Source organism: Variovorax sp. RCC_210 (assembly GCF_041355175.1).
GTDB lineage: Bacteria > Pseudomonadota > Gammaproteobacteria > Burkholderiales > Burkholderiaceae_C > Variovorax.
Window position 1 is genome coordinate 677,826 of record NZ_JBFUPJ010000002.1, and the last position, 20,321, is coordinate 698,146.

A 20,321-nucleotide genomic window follows, 5' to 3' on the forward strand; every position below is an offset into this window, starting at 1 on the left:
TCCGCTCAGCCCAGCTTGCCGTTCTGGAAGTCGTGCACCGCCTGCTTCACCTGCTCCTGCGTGTTCATCACGAAAGGCCCGTACTGCGCGATGGGCTCGTGCAGCGGCTTGCCCGCGATGAGCAGCGCACGCGCCGGGCTGTGGTTGGTCGCGCCCGCGCGCAGCAGCACGCCGTCGCTGCCCGCGTCGTTCGCCAGGATGGCCATGCGCCGCGTGGGAATCTCGCTGCCCGCGATCCACAGCGACTCGCGAAACACATACACCAGCGCGTTGTGATCGTGCGGCAGCGGCTGAGCGAAGTCGGTGCCCGGCGGCAGCGTGATGTCCAGGTACAGCGGCTCGGTGTGCTCGCGCCGCACCGCGCCTTCGATGCCGTGGCTCGCGCCGGCGATCACGCGCACGTGCACGCCGTCGGGGGTGGTGAACTCGGGAATCTCCTCGCTCTGGATGTCGCGGTACCAGGGCTCGCGCATCTTGTCCTTGGCGGGCAGGTTGAGCCACAGCTGAAAGCCTTCCATCAGGCCTTCTTCCTGCTCGGGCAACTCGCTGTGCACCAGGCCGCGGCCGGCGGTCATCCATTGCACGCCGCCGTTCTGCAGCAGGCCTTCGTGGCCGGCGCTGTCGCGGTGGCGCATGCGGCCCGCGATCATGTACGTGACGGTCTCGAAGCCGCGGTGCGGGTGGTTGGGAAAGCCGCCGATGTAGTCGCCCGGGTTGTCGCTGCCGAAGGCGTCGAGCATCAGGTACGGGTCGAGCCGCTTCTGCAGCGGCTGCTGCAGCACGCGGGTGAGCTTGACGCCGTCGCCGTCGCTGGTGGACACACCGGCCACGATGTGGTCGATGCCGCGCGGCGCGGCGACGGGATCGGTGGGGTGGTTGGCGTGGTGATTGGCGTTCGTCATGCGGCCATGGTGTCACCAACGCGCGGGCGGCGCCACAGTGACGCGGTCAGCCCTGCGGCCGTGTCGGGCGGCCGGGCGCTAGGTCGGTGCGATCAGTTGGCCGCCTGGAACTTGGCGCGCATGTGTTCCGGGTACCACTGCGTGAAGCGGATCGCGGCCACGATGGCCGCCACCGTCACCGCAATGCCCACCCACAGCGGCAGCGCGGGCATGTAGACCATGGCCACGTCCGCCAGCACCATCAACCCGAAGGCCACGGCCCAGGCCGCGGTGATGACGTTGTTCACCAGCCTGAAGCCCGGCTGCGTCCACACCTCGGGCGGCGTGCGCTCCTTGGCGTACTGCAGCGTGAAGGGCTGGCGAATGGCCATGCTCGCGAGCACCACGATGAGCAAGCCCGCGTCCACGCGCAGCCGCATGCCCAGCAGCGACCATTCGGTGTGCGTGGCCACGGCGTACACCGCCAGGCCGCCGAACAGCGCCAGCGTGCCGATTTCCAGCACCTTGACCGAGCGGCCCGGCGTGAGCCAGTCGCGCACCAGGAACACGGCCGACACCAGCGCCGCGGCCGACAGCGCGGGCACCACGCCGAGCAGGCGGTCGCACAGCGCGAAGACGATGAAGGGCGCGAAGGCCAGCAGCATGCTCATGGCCGCTGCTCCTGATGTTCCTCTTTCGACGGGAACCAGTTGCCGTGGAAGCCCACCGGCACCCGGTGCGGCAGCGAGGCCACGCACAGCGGGCCCGATGCCAGCGCGCGCGCATCGAACACCACCAGGTCGCTGGTGTCGGTCGCGCCGCGCCACACCGTGGCCAGCAGCCAGCCGTCGCCTTCCTCGGCATCGGCCGAGCGCGGCACGAACACGCCTTCGGACACCACGTCGGGCGCCGGAAACTGGTAGATGTCGCGGTGCGGCGTGCCGTGGTCGATGTGCACCAGCCCCGCGTACAGCCGCGGCGGTCCGCCCGGCTGCGACACACCGCGGCACACGTACCAGCCATGGCGGTAGGGCAGGCCGGCCACGCGCTCGTCGATGCGCGGGAACTCGCCCGGAATCTCCTCCAGCTGCGTCTGGGTGAACTCGTGCGTGGTGCTCGACAGATCGAACTGCCAGCGCACCAGCCGGCTGATCGGCGGCTTGTCGCTCACGGGCGAACCGTCGGGCCTGGGGAACAGCGGCGGCGTGGGGAACTGCACCACGTCGGCGAACAGGCTGCCTTCGGCCTCCCACGCGTTCATGACGTGGAACACGTAGCAGGCGGGGCCCTTCCACCAGACGATGTCGCGCGTGCCGCCGTCGCGCGGCATCAGGCCGACGCGCGTGCCGTGCTCGGGCTCCCACGCGTAAGGCGGGCGGCCGCTTTGCGCGCGCTCCATGCTGGCGGTGAGCGGCATGATGGGGAACATCACGTGCCGCTCGGTCACCATGAAGTCGTGGACCATGCTGGGGTAGGGCGCCTCGAAGCGCTCGAAGCGCGTGACGCGGCCTTCGCGCGACATCACGCCGAAGCTCATGCCCGCGGACAGCGGTGCAGGCGTGCCGTAGCCGAAGAACAGCAGCTCGCCGGTCCTGGGGTCGGTCTTGGGGTGCGCGGTGAAGCTGCCGTGCAGGCCGCCGCCGAAGTCGGTGGCGCCCAGCGTGTCGAGCGCGGGCAGGGCCATCTCGACCGGCAGGTGCGCCTCTTCGAGCGCGAGCATGCGCCCGGCGTGGCCGATGACGTTGGTGTTGGCGGAACCGTCGTCGTGCTGCTGCTTGGGCTGTTCGCTCACCGGTGCTTCCTGGAAGCCGCCCGACAGGTCCTTGCCCTCGGCCGCCGCCTGCCAGCGCTGCGTGCGCACCCAGCGGTTGCGGTAGCGCACCTGGCCGTCACCGATCTGGAACGCGTGCAGCATGCCGTCGCCAGAGAACCAGTGCGCCTTGGGGTCGGGCGCCACCGGGTTCGGGCCGTTGCGTACCAGCGTGCCGCGCAGGCCGGCGGGCAGCGTGCCCTTCAGCGGCAGCGAGGCTACCTCGGTCTCGAAGTCGATGGGGTCCATGTTCGGCGGGGGTGCGCTGCGGGGAATGGCGTCGTTCATCGGGGGCTCCTTGGGTCGGTGGGAAGGTGCTTTCGAATATCTTTCCAGTGGAAATATCTTCGACTCGACAGCCGAAGTCAAGAAATTTTTCCAGTGGTAAGATTTTTCGGCTTCTTCGCTTCTGCGGCCCATTGGCTGCCCCTTTTCGCGTTTTCCCCCCGAATGACCACCGACACCCCGACCAAGCGCTACCACCACGGTTCCCTGCCCGAAGCCCTGCTGGCCGCAGCCGAAACCGTGCTGCTGCGCGACGGCATTCCCGGCCTGGGCCTGCGCGCCATCGCGCGGGAGGCGGGCGTGTCGCACACGGCGCCCAAGCACCACTTCGGCGACATGACGGGCCTGGTGAGCGAGCTGGCTGCCGTCGGCTACGGCCGCCTGAGCGACGCCATGCGCAACGCCGCGGCCGCGCACGACGAACTGCGCGCGCGCCGCAACGCCATCGCGCATGCCTACGTGCACTTCGCCTACGACAACCCCGCCATGTTCGGCCTGATGTTCCGCAACGAGATCATCGACATGCAACGCCCCGTGCTGAACGACGCGGCCCGCGAGGCGATGCGGGTGATGGCCGCGATCATCGGCGCGAAGAACGCGCCGCCCGACGACGCCCCGGTTTCGCTCAGCGGCACCGAGGCCATGCGCATCACCGCCGCCTGGGGCTATGTGCACGGGCTGGCGATCCTGCTCATCGACCAGCGCCTGCCCGGCATCATCAAGGTGACGCCCGATTTCGACGACCCGATCGCCCTGGTCGACAAGGCGCTGGACGACGTGCGCTTCGGCTTCGAGGCCTAGCTCAGCGCTGCCAGTAGCTGTACTTCCACTGCGTTTCGAAACCGGCGCGGCGGTACAGCGCCAATGCCGGCGGGTTGGTGGCGTCCACCTGCAGGAACACCCGCTCGAACCCGCGCGCCAGCGCCGCCTGCGCCATGCCGGCCAGCACCCGCCCGGCCAGGCCGCGCCCGCGCTGCGCCTGGTCGGTGCGCATGCCGTGCACGCTGGCCCAGCCGTGGCTGAACGCGATGGCGCCGGCCGCCACCGTGCGGCCGCCTTCGCGCACGCTGGCGTAGAGCGTGCCCTTGGCGCGGGACAGCGTGCGCACGCGGTGCGCGCCATCGACCGGGTCGAAACCTTCGCCGAGAAACAGCGCGGCCCAGGCGTCGTCGGGGGCGCTGTCGATGTCCGCCAATGCGGCGTCGGGCGCGGCCACCTGGCGCATGCGCTGCGCCGAGCCGACCTGCACGCAGGTCGGCGTTTCGGGCCTGTAGCGGCGGCGCTCCAGCTCGGCGCGCAACCCCTCGAAGCAGGCGGCGTCGGCCAGGCGCAAGAGCGGCGCTGCCTGGCGGCTGAGGCAGCGGTCCTCGATGCGGTCGAGCGTGGCGGGCTCGACCGCGCTGCGGTGCAGCGGCACGGCCGACTTGGCGCGCTTCACGGTGCCTTCGGCGAAGGGCAGCAGCCAGCCGTCGATTTCTTCGCTGAGGTCGGGCGAGACGGCCGCGACGGTGGCGCGCTCGATGGCTTCGATGTCGGGAATGCTCAATGTCATGGCTGTCGTTGCTGTCATGGCTGTCATGGCGTGACGGTCATTACATGGCGTTCAGGGCGTCGCCTCGGGCGCCGTGAACTTCGCCGCGGCCACGCCTTTCAGCAGCGCCTCGCGCTGGGCCCGGCTGATGCCGCGGATGCCCTCGGCCACCCACTTGATGCGGTCGGCGTCGATGTGGCCGTCGCGCCGCCATTGTTCGAGCACCGCCTGCGGCTTGTGCAGCATGGCCGCCAGCCACACAGCCTGCGCCGGCTCCAGCGTGCGCGCGCTGCGCTTGAAGTAGCGCCGCGCCGCGGCCTCGGCGCCGCACAGGTTGCCGCCCCAGGGCGCGTTGTCCAGGTACAGCTGCAGGATGCGGGCCTTGCCCAGCGTCTGCTCCATTTCGACCGCGTACAGCAGCTCGCGCAGCTTGCGCTCGGCCGTGCGGTCGCTGCCCGTGACCAGCAGCTTGGCCAGCTGCTGCGTGAGCGTGCTGCCGCCGCGGCGGATCTGCCCGGGCTTCTGGTTGTTGTCGATGGACGCCAGGATCTCTGTCAGGTCGTAGCCGGTGTGGGTGAAGAAGCGCTGGTCTTCCGCCGCGATGACGGCGCGCGCCAGCCAGCTGTCGTTCGTGAGCCTGGCCGACGGGCCGCAGCTGGTGCGCGCGTTCAGCATGGCCTCGGTGCCCAGCCCCTCGACCGTGAACTGGCCAATGGTCGGCTGCACCGCGAAGGTCGCCTCGGGCAGCACCAGCTGGCCGCGCAGCGCCAGCGTGCCGCCGATGCGCGCGCGCTGCAGCTCGGGCAGCGTGGGCACCAGCACCGCGTACCAGCGGGCGATGGGGGCGTCCTGCACGTTGGCGTTGAGCTGCAGGTTCTTGGGCGTGAGCTTGCCGTCCCAGTGGCCCTGCAGCGGCGTGGTGTCGGTGCTCAGCGGCATGGCCTCGAAGCTGCCGGCGAGCGTGTTGCCGTCGCGCCGCACGGTGGCGACCAGGCGCTCCACCTTGATCGGCTGGGTGCCCAGCGCCGACACCTCGGCGCTGCAGGGCACGCACTGCATCTCGAGCAGTTCGCCGGCCGGCTTCCAGGCGAAGCGCACGGTGCCGAAGCGGGTGTCCAGCGTGCGGCCGTCCAGGTAGGGCGCGAACCATGACGAGGTGGCCACGCGCACCGCCGTGGGCACGCCGATTTCGAAGTTCAGCGGGCCCGCCTTCACCGTGGTGCTCCATTCGCCCGCGGCGGGTGCGAGCGCCAGCTTGACTATCAAAAAGATAGCCACGAACGCCGTCACGATGAGGGCCAGCAGCCCGAAAAGCACAAATCTCAGGGTCTTCTTCACAGGCTCGTTTCTTCAGATCGGTCTTGCCACGGTGACAGCTTGCCACGGCCCATTCGACTGGCCGCTGGCCGCTGCCCAGTACCAGGCTGAAGTGTCTGTGAAAGCCGTGCCGCGGGCATCCTCGATGCGCTCGCAGACGCGTAATTTTTGCGCCCCGTGCCGTTGCGCAACAAAACAGCGCCACATGCGTTCCTGCGCATCGCGTTCCAGCCGCGCCTGCTCGATGCGGTAGCCCAGCGCGCGGTAGCAGTCCACCGCCGGGTGCAGCATGCGCGTGGGCTGCGTCACCTGGCGCATCACCAGGGTCTGCGTGCCGTCGGTCATGCGGCCGATGGCGCCGGGAAAGTGGTCGGCAAAGCGCTGCTCGACCTCGCTCAGCGCCAGCGGGCGCAGCGCGGCGCCGTCCCATTGCGCAGGCCATTCCGCTTGCCACTCATGCGAGGCCAGCGCCGCGGCCGGTTCGGCCGGCGCGCGCACCGCCGCCGTGACCGACCACCCCATGCACAGCACCATCGCCAGCGCAAAGGCCGACTTGTGGCCGATGCGGTTGATGAAATGGTTCGCGAACCAGCGCTCAAAGAACGGTGTCGACACGGCGGCCTCCCTGGGTGGTGATGAGGCCCGGAATCGAGACGGGCGCTTCGGCGGATTGACGGGACGTACGTGAGCGCGATGTACGTGGACGCGATGTAAGTGGGCGAGATGGATTCGACGGCACCATCAGCCGCGCGATGGCCGCGCACACCACCGCCAGCACCAGCAGCCCCAGCGCGTTGTGCGCCCAGGGCGCCATCGGGTGGCCGGCGCCTTCGAACGCAATCAGCACGCTGTTGCGCACGATGTTCCCGGCCAGCACGAACAGCCCGACCAGCGGCAGCCGGCGCGCGAAGCCGCGGTCGGAGCGCCCGGCCCACAGCGCGACCGCGCAGGCCGTGAAGTAGCCGAGCCACACCATCTGCACGCCGGAGCAGGGCGCGTCCACGATGACCAGGCGGCCGTCGATCACCAGCGTGGCGCCTTCGCGCGCCACCTCGAAGCCTGGCGCCAGCAGCCAGCGGCTGACCTCGGCCGTGACCACGCGCAGCGGGTAGCCCGCATAGAACTGCAGCGACGACAGCAGCGGCAGCGCCAGCACCGACAGCCCCGCCACCGGCAGCGCCGCCATGCGCCGCGGCAAGAAGGCGAGCAGGCCGCACGCCAGCGCCAGCACGGCCAGCAACCCGGCCGCCAGCGGCGGCAGCGCGGGCACCACGCCGAGCCCCGTGCGCAGCAGCGTCGCCAGCACGGTGCCCGCGCCGGCCAACGCGAGCCAGCCCAGGCGCGGCGAGGCGCGCAGCTCGCGCCGGCGGCTCCAGGCCAGCGCGGCGAGCGCGACCAGCGCCAGCAGCCCCATCGGGTCGTCCGAGCCGTCGCGCATGCGCTGCACCATCCAGGCCCAGGTCGGCGTCAGCGCGGCGAACTGCAGCGCGAGCCAGCCGGCGGCCGGCGTGCGGTCGATGTGGATGCCCCAGTCCACGATGCGCGGATGGCGGTGGGCAAGTGTTGCCAACGACATGTGACTTCTCTTTCTTTCTCTTTTTCTGTTCAGGACGTGAAGCGGCGCGTGTCGTTGCGGCGCGCGCGGCGGCGCAGCATGGCCAGCATCGACAGCACCACCGCGATGGCGCCCAGCGATTCGGGTTCCGGCGTGCTCGGCACTTCGGCGCCCAGGCTCGGCACGGCCAGCTCGCTCACGCCTTGCGGCAGGGGCAGCGGCTGGTTCACCTGCGCGGCGTCTTGCGGCGCCAGGTTGCGCACCACCTTGTCGACGGCGATGAAGCTCGTGTACTGCGTGAGCAGGCTGTACTTCAGGCCCAGCTCGGTGATGCGTTCCTTGAACGCGCCGCTGCCTTCCAGCGTCTCCTGGTCGCTCAGGCCCTGGATGCGGTGGCGCGCCCACAGCGTGCGCAGCGCGGCCGTGTCCTGGCGGGTGCGGTTGTCGATGCGCACTTCTTCGCGATAGGGGCCGCTGGCACTCTGGCCTTCGACGATCACGCGGCCCTTGGCCTGCCCGTTCACATCCCCGCGCCACTTGCCGAACACGATGACCGGGCGCTCGCCCAGCACGTCGGGCAGCACCTGCGGTTCCACGTCGTACACGTCGGGCCCGCCGAAGGTGGCCTTCACATTGGTGAGCACCGGCGACTCGACCATGCGGCGAAAGCGCGCGGCCTGCTCGGGCGCCTGCACCGGGTCGGTGATGATGAAGGGCTCGCCCATGCCGGCGCGCGCAATGCCTTCCATCAGGCTGCGGTTCACCGTCGAGCCGATGCCGAAGGCGAACACGTTGGCCTTCGACAGGTTGTTGCGCACCAGCTCGAAGGCCTCGCGCTCCACCGTCACGTAGCCATCGGTCACCACCACCACGGTGCGCGACACGTTCTCTTCCTTCGGCTCGGCGTACACGCGCTTGAGCGCGGGAATCAGCTCGGTGCTGCCGCTGCCGCTGTAGTTCTGGATGGTGGCCAGCGCCTGCTGGATGTTGGCGCGCGTGGCCGGCACCGACCTGGGCGACAGCATCTTGTTGCTGCCCGAGAACAGCAGCACGTTGAAGGTGTCGCTCGGGCGCAGCCCGCCGATCAGCCGCTCGAGCACCGTCTTGGCGGTGTCCAGCGGAAAGCCATGCATCGAGCCCGAGATGTCGACCACGAAGATGTAGTCGCGCGGCGAAATGGCGCTGGCCGCCACGGCCTTGGGCGGCTCCACCATCGCGAGGAAGAAGTTTTCCGCATGCTCGCCCTGGCCCTTGTAGAGCATCAGGCCCGACTCGATCTTCTCGCCCGCCAGTCGGTAGTCGAGCACGAAGTCGCGGTTGTCCGCGGGTCGGCCGTCGGCGGCGAGGGCGATGTCGGCGTGCTGGTCTTCGTCGCTCTTCTTCACCTCGATGGTGTGCGTGGCCGAGCGAATCTCCTTGATGCCGATCGGCGTGTCGATGCTGGCCTTCAGCCTGAAGCTGGTGCTCGACGCGGCTCCGGCGGGCAACACGGGTTGCGCCACCCATTTCGCCTGCGCGTTCTCCGACTGCGGCGAGTTGTAGCGCGGGCCCACCACGGTCGGGAACACGAACTGGTAGTTGCCCGACTGCGGCACCAGCAGCTCGGTGTAGCGCAGCTCCACCTTCACGTCGTCGCCGGGCAGGATGTTGGCGACGTTCATCTGGAACACGTTGGGCAGGTGCTGCTCGAGCAGCGCGGCGGTCTTGCCTTCTTTCTTGGCGGTGTCGTACTCGATCTGCGCCTGCTGCTTCTCGCGGATCTGCGCGGTGATGAGGCGGTCGGCCAGGCGCACGTTCATGCCGTTCACCGCGGCCTTGGTCGAGCCGGGAAACACGTACTTCGCCTCGATGGCGCGCCGGCCTTCGTTGCGGTAGGTCTGCGTGACCGTCACGTCGGCGATCACGCCCGAGATCTTCACCGACACCTCGGTGCCCTTCAGCGGCAGGCGGTCGACCGAGGGGTCGTCGCTCTTCACGAAGAAGTACGGGCTCTCGGTCTTCGGGCGGGGCGCGGCGGGCGACTCCTGCGCGTGCACCGGGCGAACGCCCATGGCGATGAAGCCCGCGGCCGCCAGGCTCACGGTGGCGAGCCAGAGCCAGCGGCCGGGGCGTGGGGTGGTGTGGGCATCCATGGCGGGGGTCCTTGTCCGTGCGAACTTGCACGGCCGCAACTTTCGCCACCGCCCGAGAAGGCAGTGGGAAGCCTTCTTGAAGTGCGCAACGCCCGCGCGCCGCTGTGTGAAGTCTGTGTGAAGCCGCCCGGCGCCGGTGCTTCACACGGCCTTCGGGTGGCGCCGCGAGCATTGCGCCATCGACGACAACCAAGGAGAAGAAAAATGCTTCAGCTGTTCAGGGCCCTGCAGAGCTCGATGCTGGTGAAGGTGGCCGGCCTGTTCGTGCTGGTGTTGCTGCTGTGCATTCCGCTGGCGGAAATCGACGCCATCAACCGCGAGCGCGGCGAGAGCCAGCGCGAGGCCGCCCAGGAACTCGCCGCCACCTACGCGGGCCGCCAGACCGTGGTCGGCCCGCTGATGCTGGTGCCGTACGTGGAGCGCTGGATGGAAACGCAGCGCGACGCGCAAGGCAAGGTCATCGGCCAGGAGGCGCGCGCCAAGGAAATGGCCCACGTGGTGTTCCCCGACAAGCTGCACATCGAAGGCAGCATGGCGCCGCAGGAGCGCTACCGCGGCATCTTCAAGATTCCGTTCTACACGCTGAACGCCACGCTCAGCGGCGGCTTCACGGCCTTCGACCCCAAGGCCGTGTCGCACAGCGAGACCGACTCCAAGATCGAGTTCAAGGCGCCGTTCATCGCCTTCAACGTGAGCGACCTGCGCGGCCTCGACGGTTCGCCCGCGATCACCATGAACGGCGAGGCACTGCGCTTTCGCCAGCGCGTGCCGGGCATTGCCGACGACGCCTGGTTTGCCGACGGCATCCACGCGCCGCTGACCGGCGCCGCGCTCGCAGCCTGGCAGGCCGGCACGCCGATTCCCTTCGACATGAAGATCGGCCTGGTCGGGCAGGACACGCTGGCCATCGCGCCCATCGCGGAAGAAACCACCGCCCACCTGAATTCGCCCTGGGCGCACCCGAGCTTCGGTGGCCGCTTTCTTGCCGCCGAACGCAGCGTGACACCGCAGGGCTTCGACGCGCACTGGCGCGTGTCGTCGCTGGTGACGTCCGCGCGCGAACAGGTGCGTGCCGGTCTTTCGGGCTCCGGCAGCGGCTCGGGCAACGACGTGGCGATGGCCGCGGGCACGGCCATGAGCAGCGACAGCGCCAGCGCCAACCGCGTGGCGCGCCGCAACCTCGGCCCGCTGCAGACCTTCGACGTGTCGCTCGCGCAGCCCATCAACGTCTACTCGATGAGCACGCGCGCCGGCAAGTACGGCATGCTGTTCATCGGCCTGGTGCTGATGGCAGCCTTCATGTTCGAGCTGTTCCGCAAGCTGCGCCTGCACCCGGTGCAATACGGGCTGGTGGGGCTGTCGATTGCGCTGTTCTTCCTGCTGCTGCTGGCGCTGTCGGAAAAGTTCGCGTTCTGGATGGCCTATGCGGGCGCGGCCACGGCCAGCGTCGCGTTGCTGGCGGTGTACTTCAGCGCGGTGCTCGACGGCTGGCGCCGCGGCATGTCCTTCGGTGCGTTCGTGGCGCTGCTGTATGGCGCGCTGTACGGGCTGCTGGCTTCGGAAAGCAACGCGCTGCTGCTGGGCGCACTGCTGATCTTCGGCATGCTGGCGGTGCTGATGGTGGTGACGCGCAAGGTCGACTGGTATGCGCTCTCGCGGCGCAACGACGCGGCGCCGGCGACCGCCAGCACAGCCAGCACCACCGCCGAAGCGCAGCCCGCATGAAACTGCTGCGGGTCATCGCCGCTGCCGCGGGCTGGCTGGCCCTGGCCACGCTGTGGTTCTGGGCCTGGCACCTGAAAGACCCGCACCTGCTCTTCATGCGCCGCTGGGAGCTGCCGCTGCTGCTCGCGGCACTGGCCGCCGCCATCGTCATCGCATGGCGCTTCGCGCGCGGCATGCTGCGCCCGGTGGCGCTGGGCCTGGCCTGCGCGGCCTTGCTCATGGCGCTGTGCAACGAGGCCGCCTCGCGCCAGCACCGCGCCGAAGTTCGCGCGATGTCGGGCCCGGCGGCGCAAGCGCTGGGTGCGCACTTCATCGTTGGCTACGACGACGCGAACGACGTGCGCGAGCTTGCGCGCCGCGGCCTCATCGGCGGCATCTTCGTGACAGGGCGCAATGTGAAGGGCCGCACGGCCGACGCCCTGCGCGAAGAAATCCAGGGGTTGCAGGCCGTGCGGCGCCAGGCCGGCCTGCCGCCACTCATCGTGGCGACCGACCAGGAGGGCGGCGGCGTGTCGCGGCTGTCTCCATTGGTCGAGCGCCAGCCCGCGCTGTCGAGCCTGCTCGACGCGGAGGTGCCCGAAGACCAGCTCGCCGAACGCGCCCGGGCCTACGGCGAACGCCAAGGCAAGGCGCTGGCGGCCCTGGGCGTGACGCTCAACTTCAGCCCGGTGGTCGACCTGCGGCCGGGCCGCGCGCCAGGCCGCTGGGACCTGCACACGCGCATCGAGGAACGTGCCATCTCCGCCGACCCCGCGCTCACCACGCAGGTGGCGCTCGCTTACGCGCAAGGCCTAGAAGCCGCTGGCGTTCGCGGCACGCTGAAGCACTTTCCGGGGCTGGCGGGCGTCACCGCGGACACCCACCATTTCGCCGCCGAACTGCGCACGCCGGTCGCCCAGCTGGCCGCGAAAGACTGGAAACCATTTCAAGAAGTGTCGAAACAATCTGACGCAGCGATCATGCTGGGCCATGTCATCCTTGCGGAACTCGACGCCGAATACCCGGTCTCTTTCTCGCGCAGAATCGTGCAGCGGGTGATTCGGGGCGAGTGGGGCTACCAGGGCCTGCTCGTCACCGACGACCTCACGATGGGCGCGGCCTACAACCGTGGTCTGTGCGAAGCCACTGTCCGAGCGCTCGACGCGGGCGTGGACCTCCTGCTGATCGCCTTCGACCACGACAAGTACTTCGATGCCATGCACTGCGCGCACCAGGCTGCCGGCCTGACCGCCCGGCTCGCCACGCAGCGCGGTGCGCTCGATCTCCCGATGCCGGAACGCCGCGGCGCGCAGCGGCTCCAATCCTTTCGCTAGCTAGCTCTTCCTATGTTCAAACGTTCAAGCTCCAACCCTCCCGACGGTTCCGACGAAGGCATCGACGGCGACGGCCCGGTCGATCCGAACCGCCGCTGGAAACGCATCGCGGGATGGGGCGCCATCGTGGTGGGCTCCGGCGCGCTGGTGGCCATCGTCGCGGCCATCGTGGCCGTGGTGGCCATCTACCCGAAGCTGCCTGATGTGTCCGAGCTGGCCGACTACCGCCCGAAGCTGCCGCTGCGCGTGTATTCGAGCGAGGGCCAGATGATCGGCGAGTTCGGCGAAGAGCGCCGCAACCTCACGCCCTTCGCGAACATTCCCAAGGTGATGAAGGACGCGGTGCTGGCCGTGGAAGACGCGCGCTTCTACGACCACGGCGGCGTCGACTACAAGGGCTTCCTGCGTGCCGCCGTGGCCAGCCTGAAGGGCGGGCGCAAGCAGGGCGCCTCGACCATCACCATGCAGGTGGCGCGCAACGTGTACCTGAGCTCGGAGCGCACGTTGAGCCGCAAGTCGTACGAGATCCTGCTGGCGCTGCGGCTCGAGCAGCAGCTCACCAAGGACCAGATCCTGGAGATCTACCTGAACCAGATCTACCTGGGCAACCGCGCCTACGGTTTCGCCGCCGCCTCGGAAACCTACTTCGGCAAGCCGCTGCAGAACGTGACCATCGCCGAGGCCGCCATGCTGGCCGGCCTGCCGAAGGCGCCGGGCGCCAACAACCCGGTGGCCAACCCGCGCCGCGCACGCGCGCGCCAGCTGTACGTGATCGACCGCATGCAGGAAACCGGCTTCATCACCGCGCAGCAGGCGGCCGAGGCCAAGAAGGAAGAACTGCACCTGCGCGATTCGGCCGACCCGAGCCGCCTGCATGCCGAGTACGTGGCCGAGACGGTGCGCCAGATGATGTACGCGCAGTACGGCGACAGCATCTACACCAGCGGCATGAAGGTCTACACCTCGCTGGTGGCGGCGGACCAGGCCGCGGCGTACAAGTCGCTGCGCAAGGGCATCATGGACTACGAGCGCCGCCAGCCCTACCGCGGCCCCGAGAAGTTCGTCGACCTGCCGAGCGAGCAGAAGGAAGTCGACGAAGCCGTGGACGACGCGCTGGCCGAACACCCCGACAACGGCGACGTGGTCGCGGCCGTGGTGCTCGATGCGAACGCGAAGGAAATCAGCGCCGTGCGCGCCAACGGCGAAACCGTGCAGATCACCGGCGACGGCCTCAAGCCCGCGCAGTCGGGCCTGGCCGCGAAGGCGCCGCCCAACATCAAGATCCGCCGCGGCGCGGTCATTCGCGTGGCACGCACGCCGAAGAACACCTGGGAGATCACGCAGCTGCCCGAAGTGGAAGGCGCCTTCATCGGCATGGACCCGCGCAGCGGCGCCATCAAGGCGCTGGTGGGCGGCTTCGATTTCGGCAAGAACAAGTTCAACCACGTCACGCAGGCCTGGCGCCAGCCGGGTTCCAGCTTCAAGCCCTTCATCTATTCGGCCGCGCTGGAAAAAGGCTTCTCGCCCTCCACCGTGGTGAACGACGCGCCGCTGCACTTCGACGCCGCCGAGAACGGCGGCCAGCCCTGGGAGCCGAAGAACTTCGAAGGCACCTACGAAGGCCCGATGCCGCTGCGCACCGCGCTCATGAAGTCGAAGAACCTGGTCACGCTGCGCGTGCTGCAGTCCATCGGCGCGCCCTACGCGCAAGACTGGGTCACCCGATTCGGCTTCGACAAGGACAAGCAACCCGCCAACCTCCCGATGGGCCTGGGCGCCGGCTCGGTCACGCCGATGCAGATGGCCGTGGGCTATTCGGTGTTCGCCAACGGCGGCTACCGCGTGAACCCGTACCTGGTGACGCGCGTGACCGACCTGCGCGACAAGGTCATCATGGAAACCGAGGCGCCGGTGCTCGACGAAACGCGCCGCGCCATTCCGCAGCGCAACGCCTTCGTCATGGAGTCGCTGCTGCAGAGCGTGGTGAAGAACGGCACCGGCTTCAAGGCGCACCAGGCACTGAAGCGCGACGACCTCTACGGCAAGACCGGCACCACCAACGACTCGTTCGACACCTGGTTCGCGGGCTTCCAGCCGACCATGGTCGGCATCGCGTGGATCGGCTACGACACGCCGCGCCAGCTCGGCGTGCGCGGCGAAACCGGCGGCAGCCTGAGCCTGCCGATCTGGGTCGGCTACATGCAGACCGCACTGCAGGGCGTGCCGGTGACGCTGCCGGCCGAGCCGCCGGGCATCGTGAACGTCGACGGCGAGCTGTACTTCGACGACTTCACGCCGGGCCACAACGTGGCAAGCCTGGGGCTGGACACCGAGGCGGCGCCGCCGCCGGTGGAAGAGATCACCGGCGCGCCGCTGGGGGCGCCGCCGCAGCCCGAGGAGCGCAACAAGATCCTGGACTTCTTCCGGTAGCCGCGGACGCCACGAAAAAGAACGGTGTGACAACAGGGCGGGTCGCGGTGCCTACACTCGGTGCTGCGTCCCGCCTTCTCTTTTTCTTCCCCACGACTCCATGGAAATTCTTACCCTGGTGGCATTGATTGCCGCCGGCTTCTACATTCTCAAATCCCGGGAGCAGCGCCAGCGCATCGCCGTGCTGGGCAGCCACCTCGGGCGCTACCAGATCGAACGGCTCATGGAGAGCCTGACTTCCGGCTACCTGCGCTGCCTGGGCGAAGACGACGCCGAGCGCCGCCAGCAGATCTGGCACCTGCTGGACGCCACCGAAGAAAAAATCGCCGGCCAGCTCGAGAGCTTCGCCGCCGAGATGTCGCGCGTGCCCGAACCCGTGTCGCGCGTGAGCAAGCTGCCGGTGGCGCTGCCGCTGGCCACGCAGCTCCTGCCGGCTGCCACCTTCGACGTGCGCCAGGCATTGCTCATCCACGCGCGCGGCGTGGGCGGCGTGATGCGCAACGACGCGGGGCGCACGCCCAAGTCGAAGGCCTTCACGATGTCGGCCGAGCTGTTCCTGCTGCAGCACACCTGCCACTGGTATTGCAAGTCGAAGACCGTGGCGTCGGCGCGCATGCTGGCGCGCCACCAGACGTCGTACGACCAGCTGCTGGCCGCGGTGAGCCCGGAAACGCGCAATGCGTACCGGACGCTGACGGGTAGCTAACCGGCCAGCAAGCCCTCATCGCCCTCATCGCCCTCAGCGCTTTCAGTGCCCGCGGTGGGCGGAGGGCAGCAGCGGCAAGGTCAGCGTCGCCACCGCACCGCCGCGCGACGCGTTGCCCAGTTCGATGCGACCGCGGTGCAATGCCGCGATCTCCTTCACGAACGCCAGCCCGAGCCCCGTGCTCTTCTTCTGGGTGTGCGGCCGCGCGAGCGAATAGAACTTCTGGAAGACCTTTTCCTGCGCGTACTCCGGAATGCCCGGGCCGTGGTCGCGCACGCTCACCCGCGCGAGCTTCGACGTGGTCTCCAGCGTGAGCAGCACCTCGCTGTCGCGCGGTGAAAAATCGATGGCGTTGTCCAGCAGGTTGCTGATGGCCCTGCGCAGCAGGAACGGGTCGCCCTCGGTGCGTGCCTCGCCGCGGACGTTCACCAGCAGGCGGATGTTGCGCTTGGCCGCCGCGGGTTGCGCGCTGAGCGCGATGTCGTCGATCAGCGCGCCCAGCGCCACCGGCTCGGTGCGGTCGAGCCGGCGCCGGGTTTCCAGCGCGGTGAGCTCCATCATGCGATCGACGATTTCCTGGATGCGCTGCGTCTCGCGCTCGATGTTCGTCAGGAAGCGCTCGCGCTCGGCGTGCGGCATCGACGGTTCCTGCAGCAGCTCGGCCGCGCCGCGGATGGCGGACAGCGGGCTCTTGACTTCGTGCGTGAAGGTCTGCACGTAGTCGGCCACGTAGTTGCGCCCGGTGAGCGCGTCGCGCATCTCGCCGAAGCCGGCGCGCACGCCGTCGACCGCGCGCCGCGCCATGCGCCCGATGCTCAGGCTGCCCACGCGGTGCTGCGCGCGCACCCAGGTCCAGTAGTCGCGGATCAGCCCGAAGGGCCGCACCAGCCACACCGAGACGATGAGCGCGAGCAACAGCAGCGCCAGGCCCGAACCCACGCCGACCCAGATGGTGCGGGCACGCGCGTCTTCCACGAACTGGCCGAAGCTCTGCACCGGCTTGCCCACGCTGACCATGCCGACGATCTCGTTGTTCCAGCGAATGGGCGCGCCCACGTACATCACCGAGGTGCGCGGGTCGCCGTCGACGTCGCGCGAGGTGCGCGCGCCGTACAGGCCGGCGAGCGTGCGGCTCACGTCGCTCCACTGCGAATAGTCGGCGCCCAGGTGCCTGCCGAGCGAGTCGAACATCACGCGGCCGCCGCGGTCGGTGACGTACACGCGCAGCTCCACGCGGCTCTTGTGCAGGTTGTAGATCTGCGCGGAAAACTCGCGCGCGTACACCGTGCGGAACAGCGGCTCCAGCCGCGCGGTGTTGATGGCACCGGCGATCACGTCCTGCTCGACCAGGCTGGCGACCAGCTGCGAGGTCTCGACCAGCGATTCCTCCGCCGACTCGCGGTAGCGCGGATCGATGTCCGAGACCACGCGGTACAGCAGGAAGGCGATGCCCGCCGTGTAGATCAGCAGGATGCCGATGAAGATTCGCGTGCGCCGGGTCACGACGCCTTGGCGGGCAACTCTTCGTTCAGCGCATAGCCGGTGCCGCGCAGCGTGCGGATCGGCTCCACCTCCGGCGCGATCGCCTTGAGCTTGGCGCGCAAGGTCTTGATGTGCGCGTCGACCGTGCGGTCGAAGCTGTCGCTGGCGTCGTCCCACACAAGCTGCAGCAATTCGTCGCGCGTGAACACGCGCCCCGGGCGCTGCACCAGCAGCCTCAGCAGACCGTACTCGTAGCGCGAGAGCTCGAGCAGCCGGCCGTAGTACCGGATTTGCATTCGCTCGTTGTCGAGCAAAAACGGCATTGCGGGCACCTGGGAGGCCGCTGGAGCCGCCTGGGCTCCGGTTTGATGGGGTACCCCATGGTTCGGTGGCGAGGCCGCAGGCGAGCCGTTTGAGCCATTTGTGCTACTTCTGGCGCTTCGCCGCAGGATCGTTCGCACCCGGGCGACCAGTTCGCGCGGCGAGAACGGCTTGGCGATGTAGTCGTCCGCTCCCAGTTCGAGGCCCACCACGCGGTCTATTTCGTCGCTGCGGGCCGTCAGGAAGACCATCGGTACCTCCGGGCCGCCCATTGCCTGGTTCAGCGCCTGGAGGCGTTTGAAGAGCTCGAAACCGTTCAGGTCGGGCAAACCGATGTCCAGGATGGCCAGCGCCGGCGGTTCCTGCGTGAACTGGGCGATGGCTTCTTCGGCCGTGGCGCACCACACCGGGATGAATCCGTCGCTTTTCAGGACGTATTGCAGCGTGTCGGCGATGCCCGACTCGTCTTCGGCAATCAGGATCCGGGGTTTGAAGCTCATTCCCCGGATTGTTACCCAGGGGAGGGCGAGGAGAGAGAACCGGGAGGAGTCGTTTCCGCCCAAGGCGCCGTGGACCGGCGCGGCCGTTTGCGGCTTTTTTTTGCGCGCAGCTTTCCCTGTTCCCTATCTTCTTATTCTTCTTATTCAAATTAGTAGTAGTAGATAAGGACGGCACACTTCTGTGGACATGCCTGTTTTTCCGTTACGCGACAACGAGTTGTCATGCCTGCGTCACTGTGCGCAGCTGCGCTTCGGTGGTGTACCGCACAAATGAACAACATTGGGTAACCCGACCGGCCTGTGGATAAGCCATGGCTTGTGCAAAAACTGTCCCCAGAGTTGTCCTTTGACGGCCCCTGAAAAATCTGCCAAAGACGTTTTTCGGGCAGGGAAATTAATTGCTTAATTTTTGGGCAATATGTAGATTCCCCTTGCTAATCAAATACTTGCAACGCCCCTACACAGAAGTGCCAACGTTATCCACAGAGTTGCTCAAGTTTTGTGGGGAGAACGCGCCGCGAACCGCCGGGCCCTCGCGGCGACCTCAATTGGCGCTCCATATTGCGAAATGTCATCAATGACACCTTCAGAAACAAAATCGATCGTGACCCTGAGCCTGCTGGCTGCGTTTGTCGACGGCGAGAAGCACGAGCGCGAGCGCGCCGAGATCAAGCGGATCGCCGAAGGCCTCTCGCAGGCCGACGGCGTGAACCTGCCGACGCTCTACCAGGACGTGCTGATGAAGCGCGTGTCGCTGGCGTCGGTGGCCGGCGAGCTGAAAAGCCCCGAGTCGCGGCAGCTGGCCTACGAAATGGCGGTGTGCGTGTGCGATGCGGACGGCACGCAGTCGGAGGCGGAACGGCTGTTCCTGACCGATGTGCGGACCTCGCTGGGGCTGGACGCGTCGGCGGCCGGGTTTTCGCAGCAGGCGGAAGACATCGCGGCGGCGGTGCCTGGGGTGGCTCCCGCCGGTGCAGCCGGTGCCATTTCTGCGTCCGGCACGGCGGTGGCCACCGCCACGGGGTCGGCCCCGACCGCCACGCCCGACACCGCCGAGCTCGACAAGTCGATCCTCAACGCCGCCATCCTCAACGGCGCGCTCGAGCTGCTGCCCGAGACGCTGTCGACCATGGCGATCATTCCGCTGCAGATGAAGCTGGTCTACCGCATCGGCCAGTCCTACGGCTACCAGCTCGACAGCGGCCACGTGAAAGACTTCCTGGCCACGGTCGGTGTCGGGCTGACCTCGCAGTACCTGGAGCAAGCCGGGCGCAAGTTGCTGGGCGGACTGCTCGGCAAGGTGGGCGGTGGCCTGCTGCGCGGGCTGGGCAACCAGGCGGTGAGCTCGGGAATGAGCTTTGCCTCGACCTACGCGCTGGGCCATGTGGCCAAGCGCTACTACGCGGGCGGCCGCACGCTCTCCACGCAGATGCTGAAAGAGGCGTTCTCGGGCGTGGTGAAGGAAGGGCAGGGCCTGCAGGCGCAGTACCTGCCGGCCATCCAGGAAAAGGCCCGCACGCTGGACGCGGGCAAGGTTCTTTCGCTGGTGCGTGGGGCCTGAAGCCGGCCGGGCTCAGGCCCGGATCTGGCTTGGTTCAAGTCTGGTTCAGGCCTGACTCAGGTCGTCCAGGATCGGGCACTCCGGCCGCGCGTCGCCGTGGCAGCAGTGCACCAGGTGGGACAGCGTGTTGCGCATCGACTGCATGTCCGCAATGCGCTGCTCCAGTTCGCCCAGGTGCTTCTGGGCGATGCGCTTCACGCTGGCGCTGGCGCGGCGGCGGTTGTTCCACAGCCCGACCAGTTCCGCGATTTCTTCCATCGAAAAGCCCAGGTCGCGTGAGCGCTTGATGAAGCGCAGCGTATGGATGTCGGCATCGCCGTACTGGCGGTAGCCGCTGTCGGTGCGCGCCACCGCCGGCAGCAGGCCCAGCCCTTCGTAGTGCCGGACCATGCGGGCCGACACGCCGGAGCGCTGCGCCGCCTCGCCGATGGCGACCAGGCCCGTCATTGAACGGCGTAGCCCGCGTTCTCGATCGCCACCACGATGTCCTGGCGCGGCTGCTCGCTCAGCACATCGACATGGCCGGTCTCGAGGTCGACCGTGACCTGGGCCTCGGGGTCCACCGTTTGCACCGCGTTTTGCACCGCGCTCACGCAGTGACCGCAGCTCATGCCTGTGACCTGGAATTTCTGGCTCATCGTTGCGACTCCTTGGATAGATGAATGGAACTGGATGAAAGGGTATGACCGGAAAGAAGACCGCAGTCTGAACCCTCTCACGATGTCAATGTCCAGCGCAGGGACAACGAAAGTTTCCGCTTGACCTTGCCATC

Annotated in this window: 18 protein-coding genes; 6 read left to right on the forward strand and 12 right to left on the reverse strand. The window is 68.3% G+C overall.

Annotation, left to right across the window (positions count from 1 at the left end):
- Positions 1-5: 5 nt before the first annotated feature.
- The 3 genes from AB6807_RS11210 to AB6807_RS11220 form a co-directional block, all read right to left on the reverse strand.
- Positions 6-902: a pirin family protein gene (locus AB6807_RS11210; RefSeq protein ID WP_116911727.1), complete on the reverse strand. Its 897-nt coding sequence runs from the start codon at positions 900-902 to the stop codon at positions 6-8.
- Positions 903-994: 92 nt separating this feature from the next.
- Positions 995-1,552 carry a hypothetical protein gene (locus AB6807_RS11215; protein ID WP_371084577.1) on the reverse strand — a complete coding sequence of 186 codons (558 nt, stop codon included), beginning with the start codon at positions 1,550-1,552 and terminating at the stop codon, positions 995-997.
- Positions 1,549-2,979 (reverse strand): carotenoid oxygenase family protein, encoded by a 1,431-nt coding sequence (locus tag AB6807_RS11220; protein WP_371084578.1) that lies wholly within the window; start codon positions 2,977-2,979, stop codon positions 1,549-1,551. The genes AB6807_RS11215 and AB6807_RS11220 overlap by 4 nt, the downstream gene beginning before the upstream one ends.
- A 162-nt stretch (positions 2,980-3,141) precedes the next feature.
- On the opposite strand from AB6807_RS11220, the gene AB6807_RS11225 reads away from it, so the two are divergent.
- Entirely contained in the window at positions 3,142-3,777 is a 636-nt protein-coding gene (locus AB6807_RS11225) for a TetR/AcrR family transcriptional regulator (RefSeq protein ID WP_371084579.1), read from the forward strand.
- Between the two features lies 1 nt (position 3,778).
- Here AB6807_RS11225 and AB6807_RS11230 read toward each other — a convergent pair whose 3' ends face one another.
- From AB6807_RS11230 to AB6807_RS11250, 5 genes are read right to left on the reverse strand one after another with little or no spacing between them, the layout of a single operon-like run.
- Positions 3,779-4,546, reverse strand: coding sequence for a GNAT family N-acetyltransferase (locus AB6807_RS11230; RefSeq protein WP_371084580.1), 768 nt, complete (start codon positions 4,544-4,546; stop codon positions 3,779-3,781).
- A gap of 33 nt (positions 4,547-4,579) precedes the next feature.
- A complete protein-coding gene (locus AB6807_RS11235) occupies positions 4,580-5,845 on the reverse strand; it encodes a biosynthetic peptidoglycan transglycosylase (protein WP_371084581.1) in 1,266 nt (421 codons plus the stop codon).
- A gap of 12 nt (positions 5,846-5,857) precedes the next feature.
- A complete protein-coding gene (locus tag AB6807_RS11240) occupies positions 5,858-6,439 on the reverse strand; it encodes a hypothetical protein (protein WP_371084582.1) in 582 nt (193 codons plus the stop codon).
- The gene (gene xrtQ, locus AB6807_RS11245; RefSeq protein WP_371084583.1) at positions 6,420-7,400 is read right to left on the reverse strand and encodes an exosortase Q; all 981 of its coding nucleotides are present in this window, start codon (positions 7,398-7,400) and stop codon (positions 6,420-6,422) included. The genes AB6807_RS11240 and xrtQ overlap by 20 nt, the downstream gene beginning before the upstream one ends.
- A 29-nt stretch (positions 7,401-7,429) precedes the next feature.
- The gene (locus AB6807_RS11250; RefSeq protein WP_371084584.1) at positions 7,430-9,511 is read right to left on the reverse strand and encodes a VIT domain-containing protein; all 2,082 of its coding nucleotides are present in this window, start codon (positions 9,509-9,511) and stop codon (positions 7,430-7,432) included.
- A 204-nt stretch (positions 9,512-9,715) separates the two neighbouring features.
- Here AB6807_RS11250 and creD point away from each other — a divergent pair, with 204 nt between their 5' ends.
- From creD to AB6807_RS11270, 4 genes are all read left to right on the forward strand, one after another.
- Positions 9,716-11,236 carry a cell envelope integrity protein CreD gene (creD, locus tag AB6807_RS11255; protein WP_371084585.1) on the forward strand — a complete coding sequence of 507 codons (1,521 nt, stop codon included), beginning with the start codon at positions 9,716-9,718 and terminating at the stop codon, positions 11,234-11,236.
- Positions 11,233-12,549 carry a glycoside hydrolase family 3 N-terminal domain-containing protein gene (locus AB6807_RS11260; RefSeq protein ID WP_371084586.1) on the forward strand — a complete coding sequence of 439 codons (1,317 nt, stop codon included), beginning with the start codon at positions 11,233-11,235 and terminating at the stop codon, positions 12,547-12,549. Before creD ends, AB6807_RS11260 begins: the two co-directional genes overlap by 4 nt.
- Positions 12,550-12,561: 12 nt before the next feature.
- Entirely contained in the window at positions 12,562-14,979 is a 2,418-nt protein-coding gene (locus AB6807_RS11265) for a penicillin-binding protein 1A (RefSeq protein WP_371084587.1), read from the forward strand.
- 100 nt (positions 14,980-15,079) lie between these two features.
- The gene (locus tag AB6807_RS11270) at positions 15,080-15,685 is read left to right on the forward strand and encodes a hypothetical protein (protein WP_371084588.1); all 606 of its coding nucleotides are present in this window, start codon (positions 15,080-15,082) and stop codon (positions 15,683-15,685) included.
- Positions 15,686-15,727: 42 nt separating this feature from the next.
- On the opposite strand, the gene creC is transcribed toward AB6807_RS11270, so the two are convergent.
- Entirely contained in the window at positions 15,728-17,188 is a 1,461-nt protein-coding gene (gene creC / locus AB6807_RS11275; RefSeq protein ID WP_371084589.1) for a two-component system sensor histidine kinase CreC, read from the reverse strand.
- Entirely contained in the window at positions 17,185-17,988 is an 804-nt protein-coding gene (gene creB / locus AB6807_RS11280) for a two-component system response regulator CreB (protein WP_371084590.1), read from the reverse strand. Before creB ends, creC begins: the two co-directional genes overlap by 4 nt.
- A gap of 577 nt (positions 17,989-18,565) precedes the next feature.
- Between creB and AB6807_RS11285 the strand changes: the two genes are divergently transcribed.
- On the forward strand, positions 18,566-19,549 hold the full coding sequence (locus tag AB6807_RS11285) for a YcjF family protein (protein WP_371084591.1): 984 nt from the start codon (positions 18,566-18,568) through the stop codon (positions 19,547-19,549).
- A 45-nt stretch (positions 19,550-19,594) separates the two neighbouring features.
- On the opposite strand, the gene cueR is transcribed toward AB6807_RS11285, so the two are convergent.
- Together cueR and AB6807_RS11295 are read right to left on the reverse strand one after the other, a co-directional pair.
- The gene (cueR, locus tag AB6807_RS11290; protein WP_116911741.1) at positions 19,595-19,996 is read right to left on the reverse strand and encodes a Cu(I)-responsive transcriptional regulator; all 402 of its coding nucleotides are present in this window, start codon (positions 19,994-19,996) and stop codon (positions 19,595-19,597) included.
- On the reverse strand, positions 19,993-20,187 hold the full coding sequence (locus tag AB6807_RS11295; RefSeq protein WP_116911742.1) for a heavy-metal-associated domain-containing protein: 195 nt from the start codon (positions 20,185-20,187) through the stop codon (positions 19,993-19,995). Before AB6807_RS11295 ends, cueR begins: the two co-directional genes overlap by 4 nt.
- Positions 20,188-20,321 lie beyond the last annotated feature (134 nt).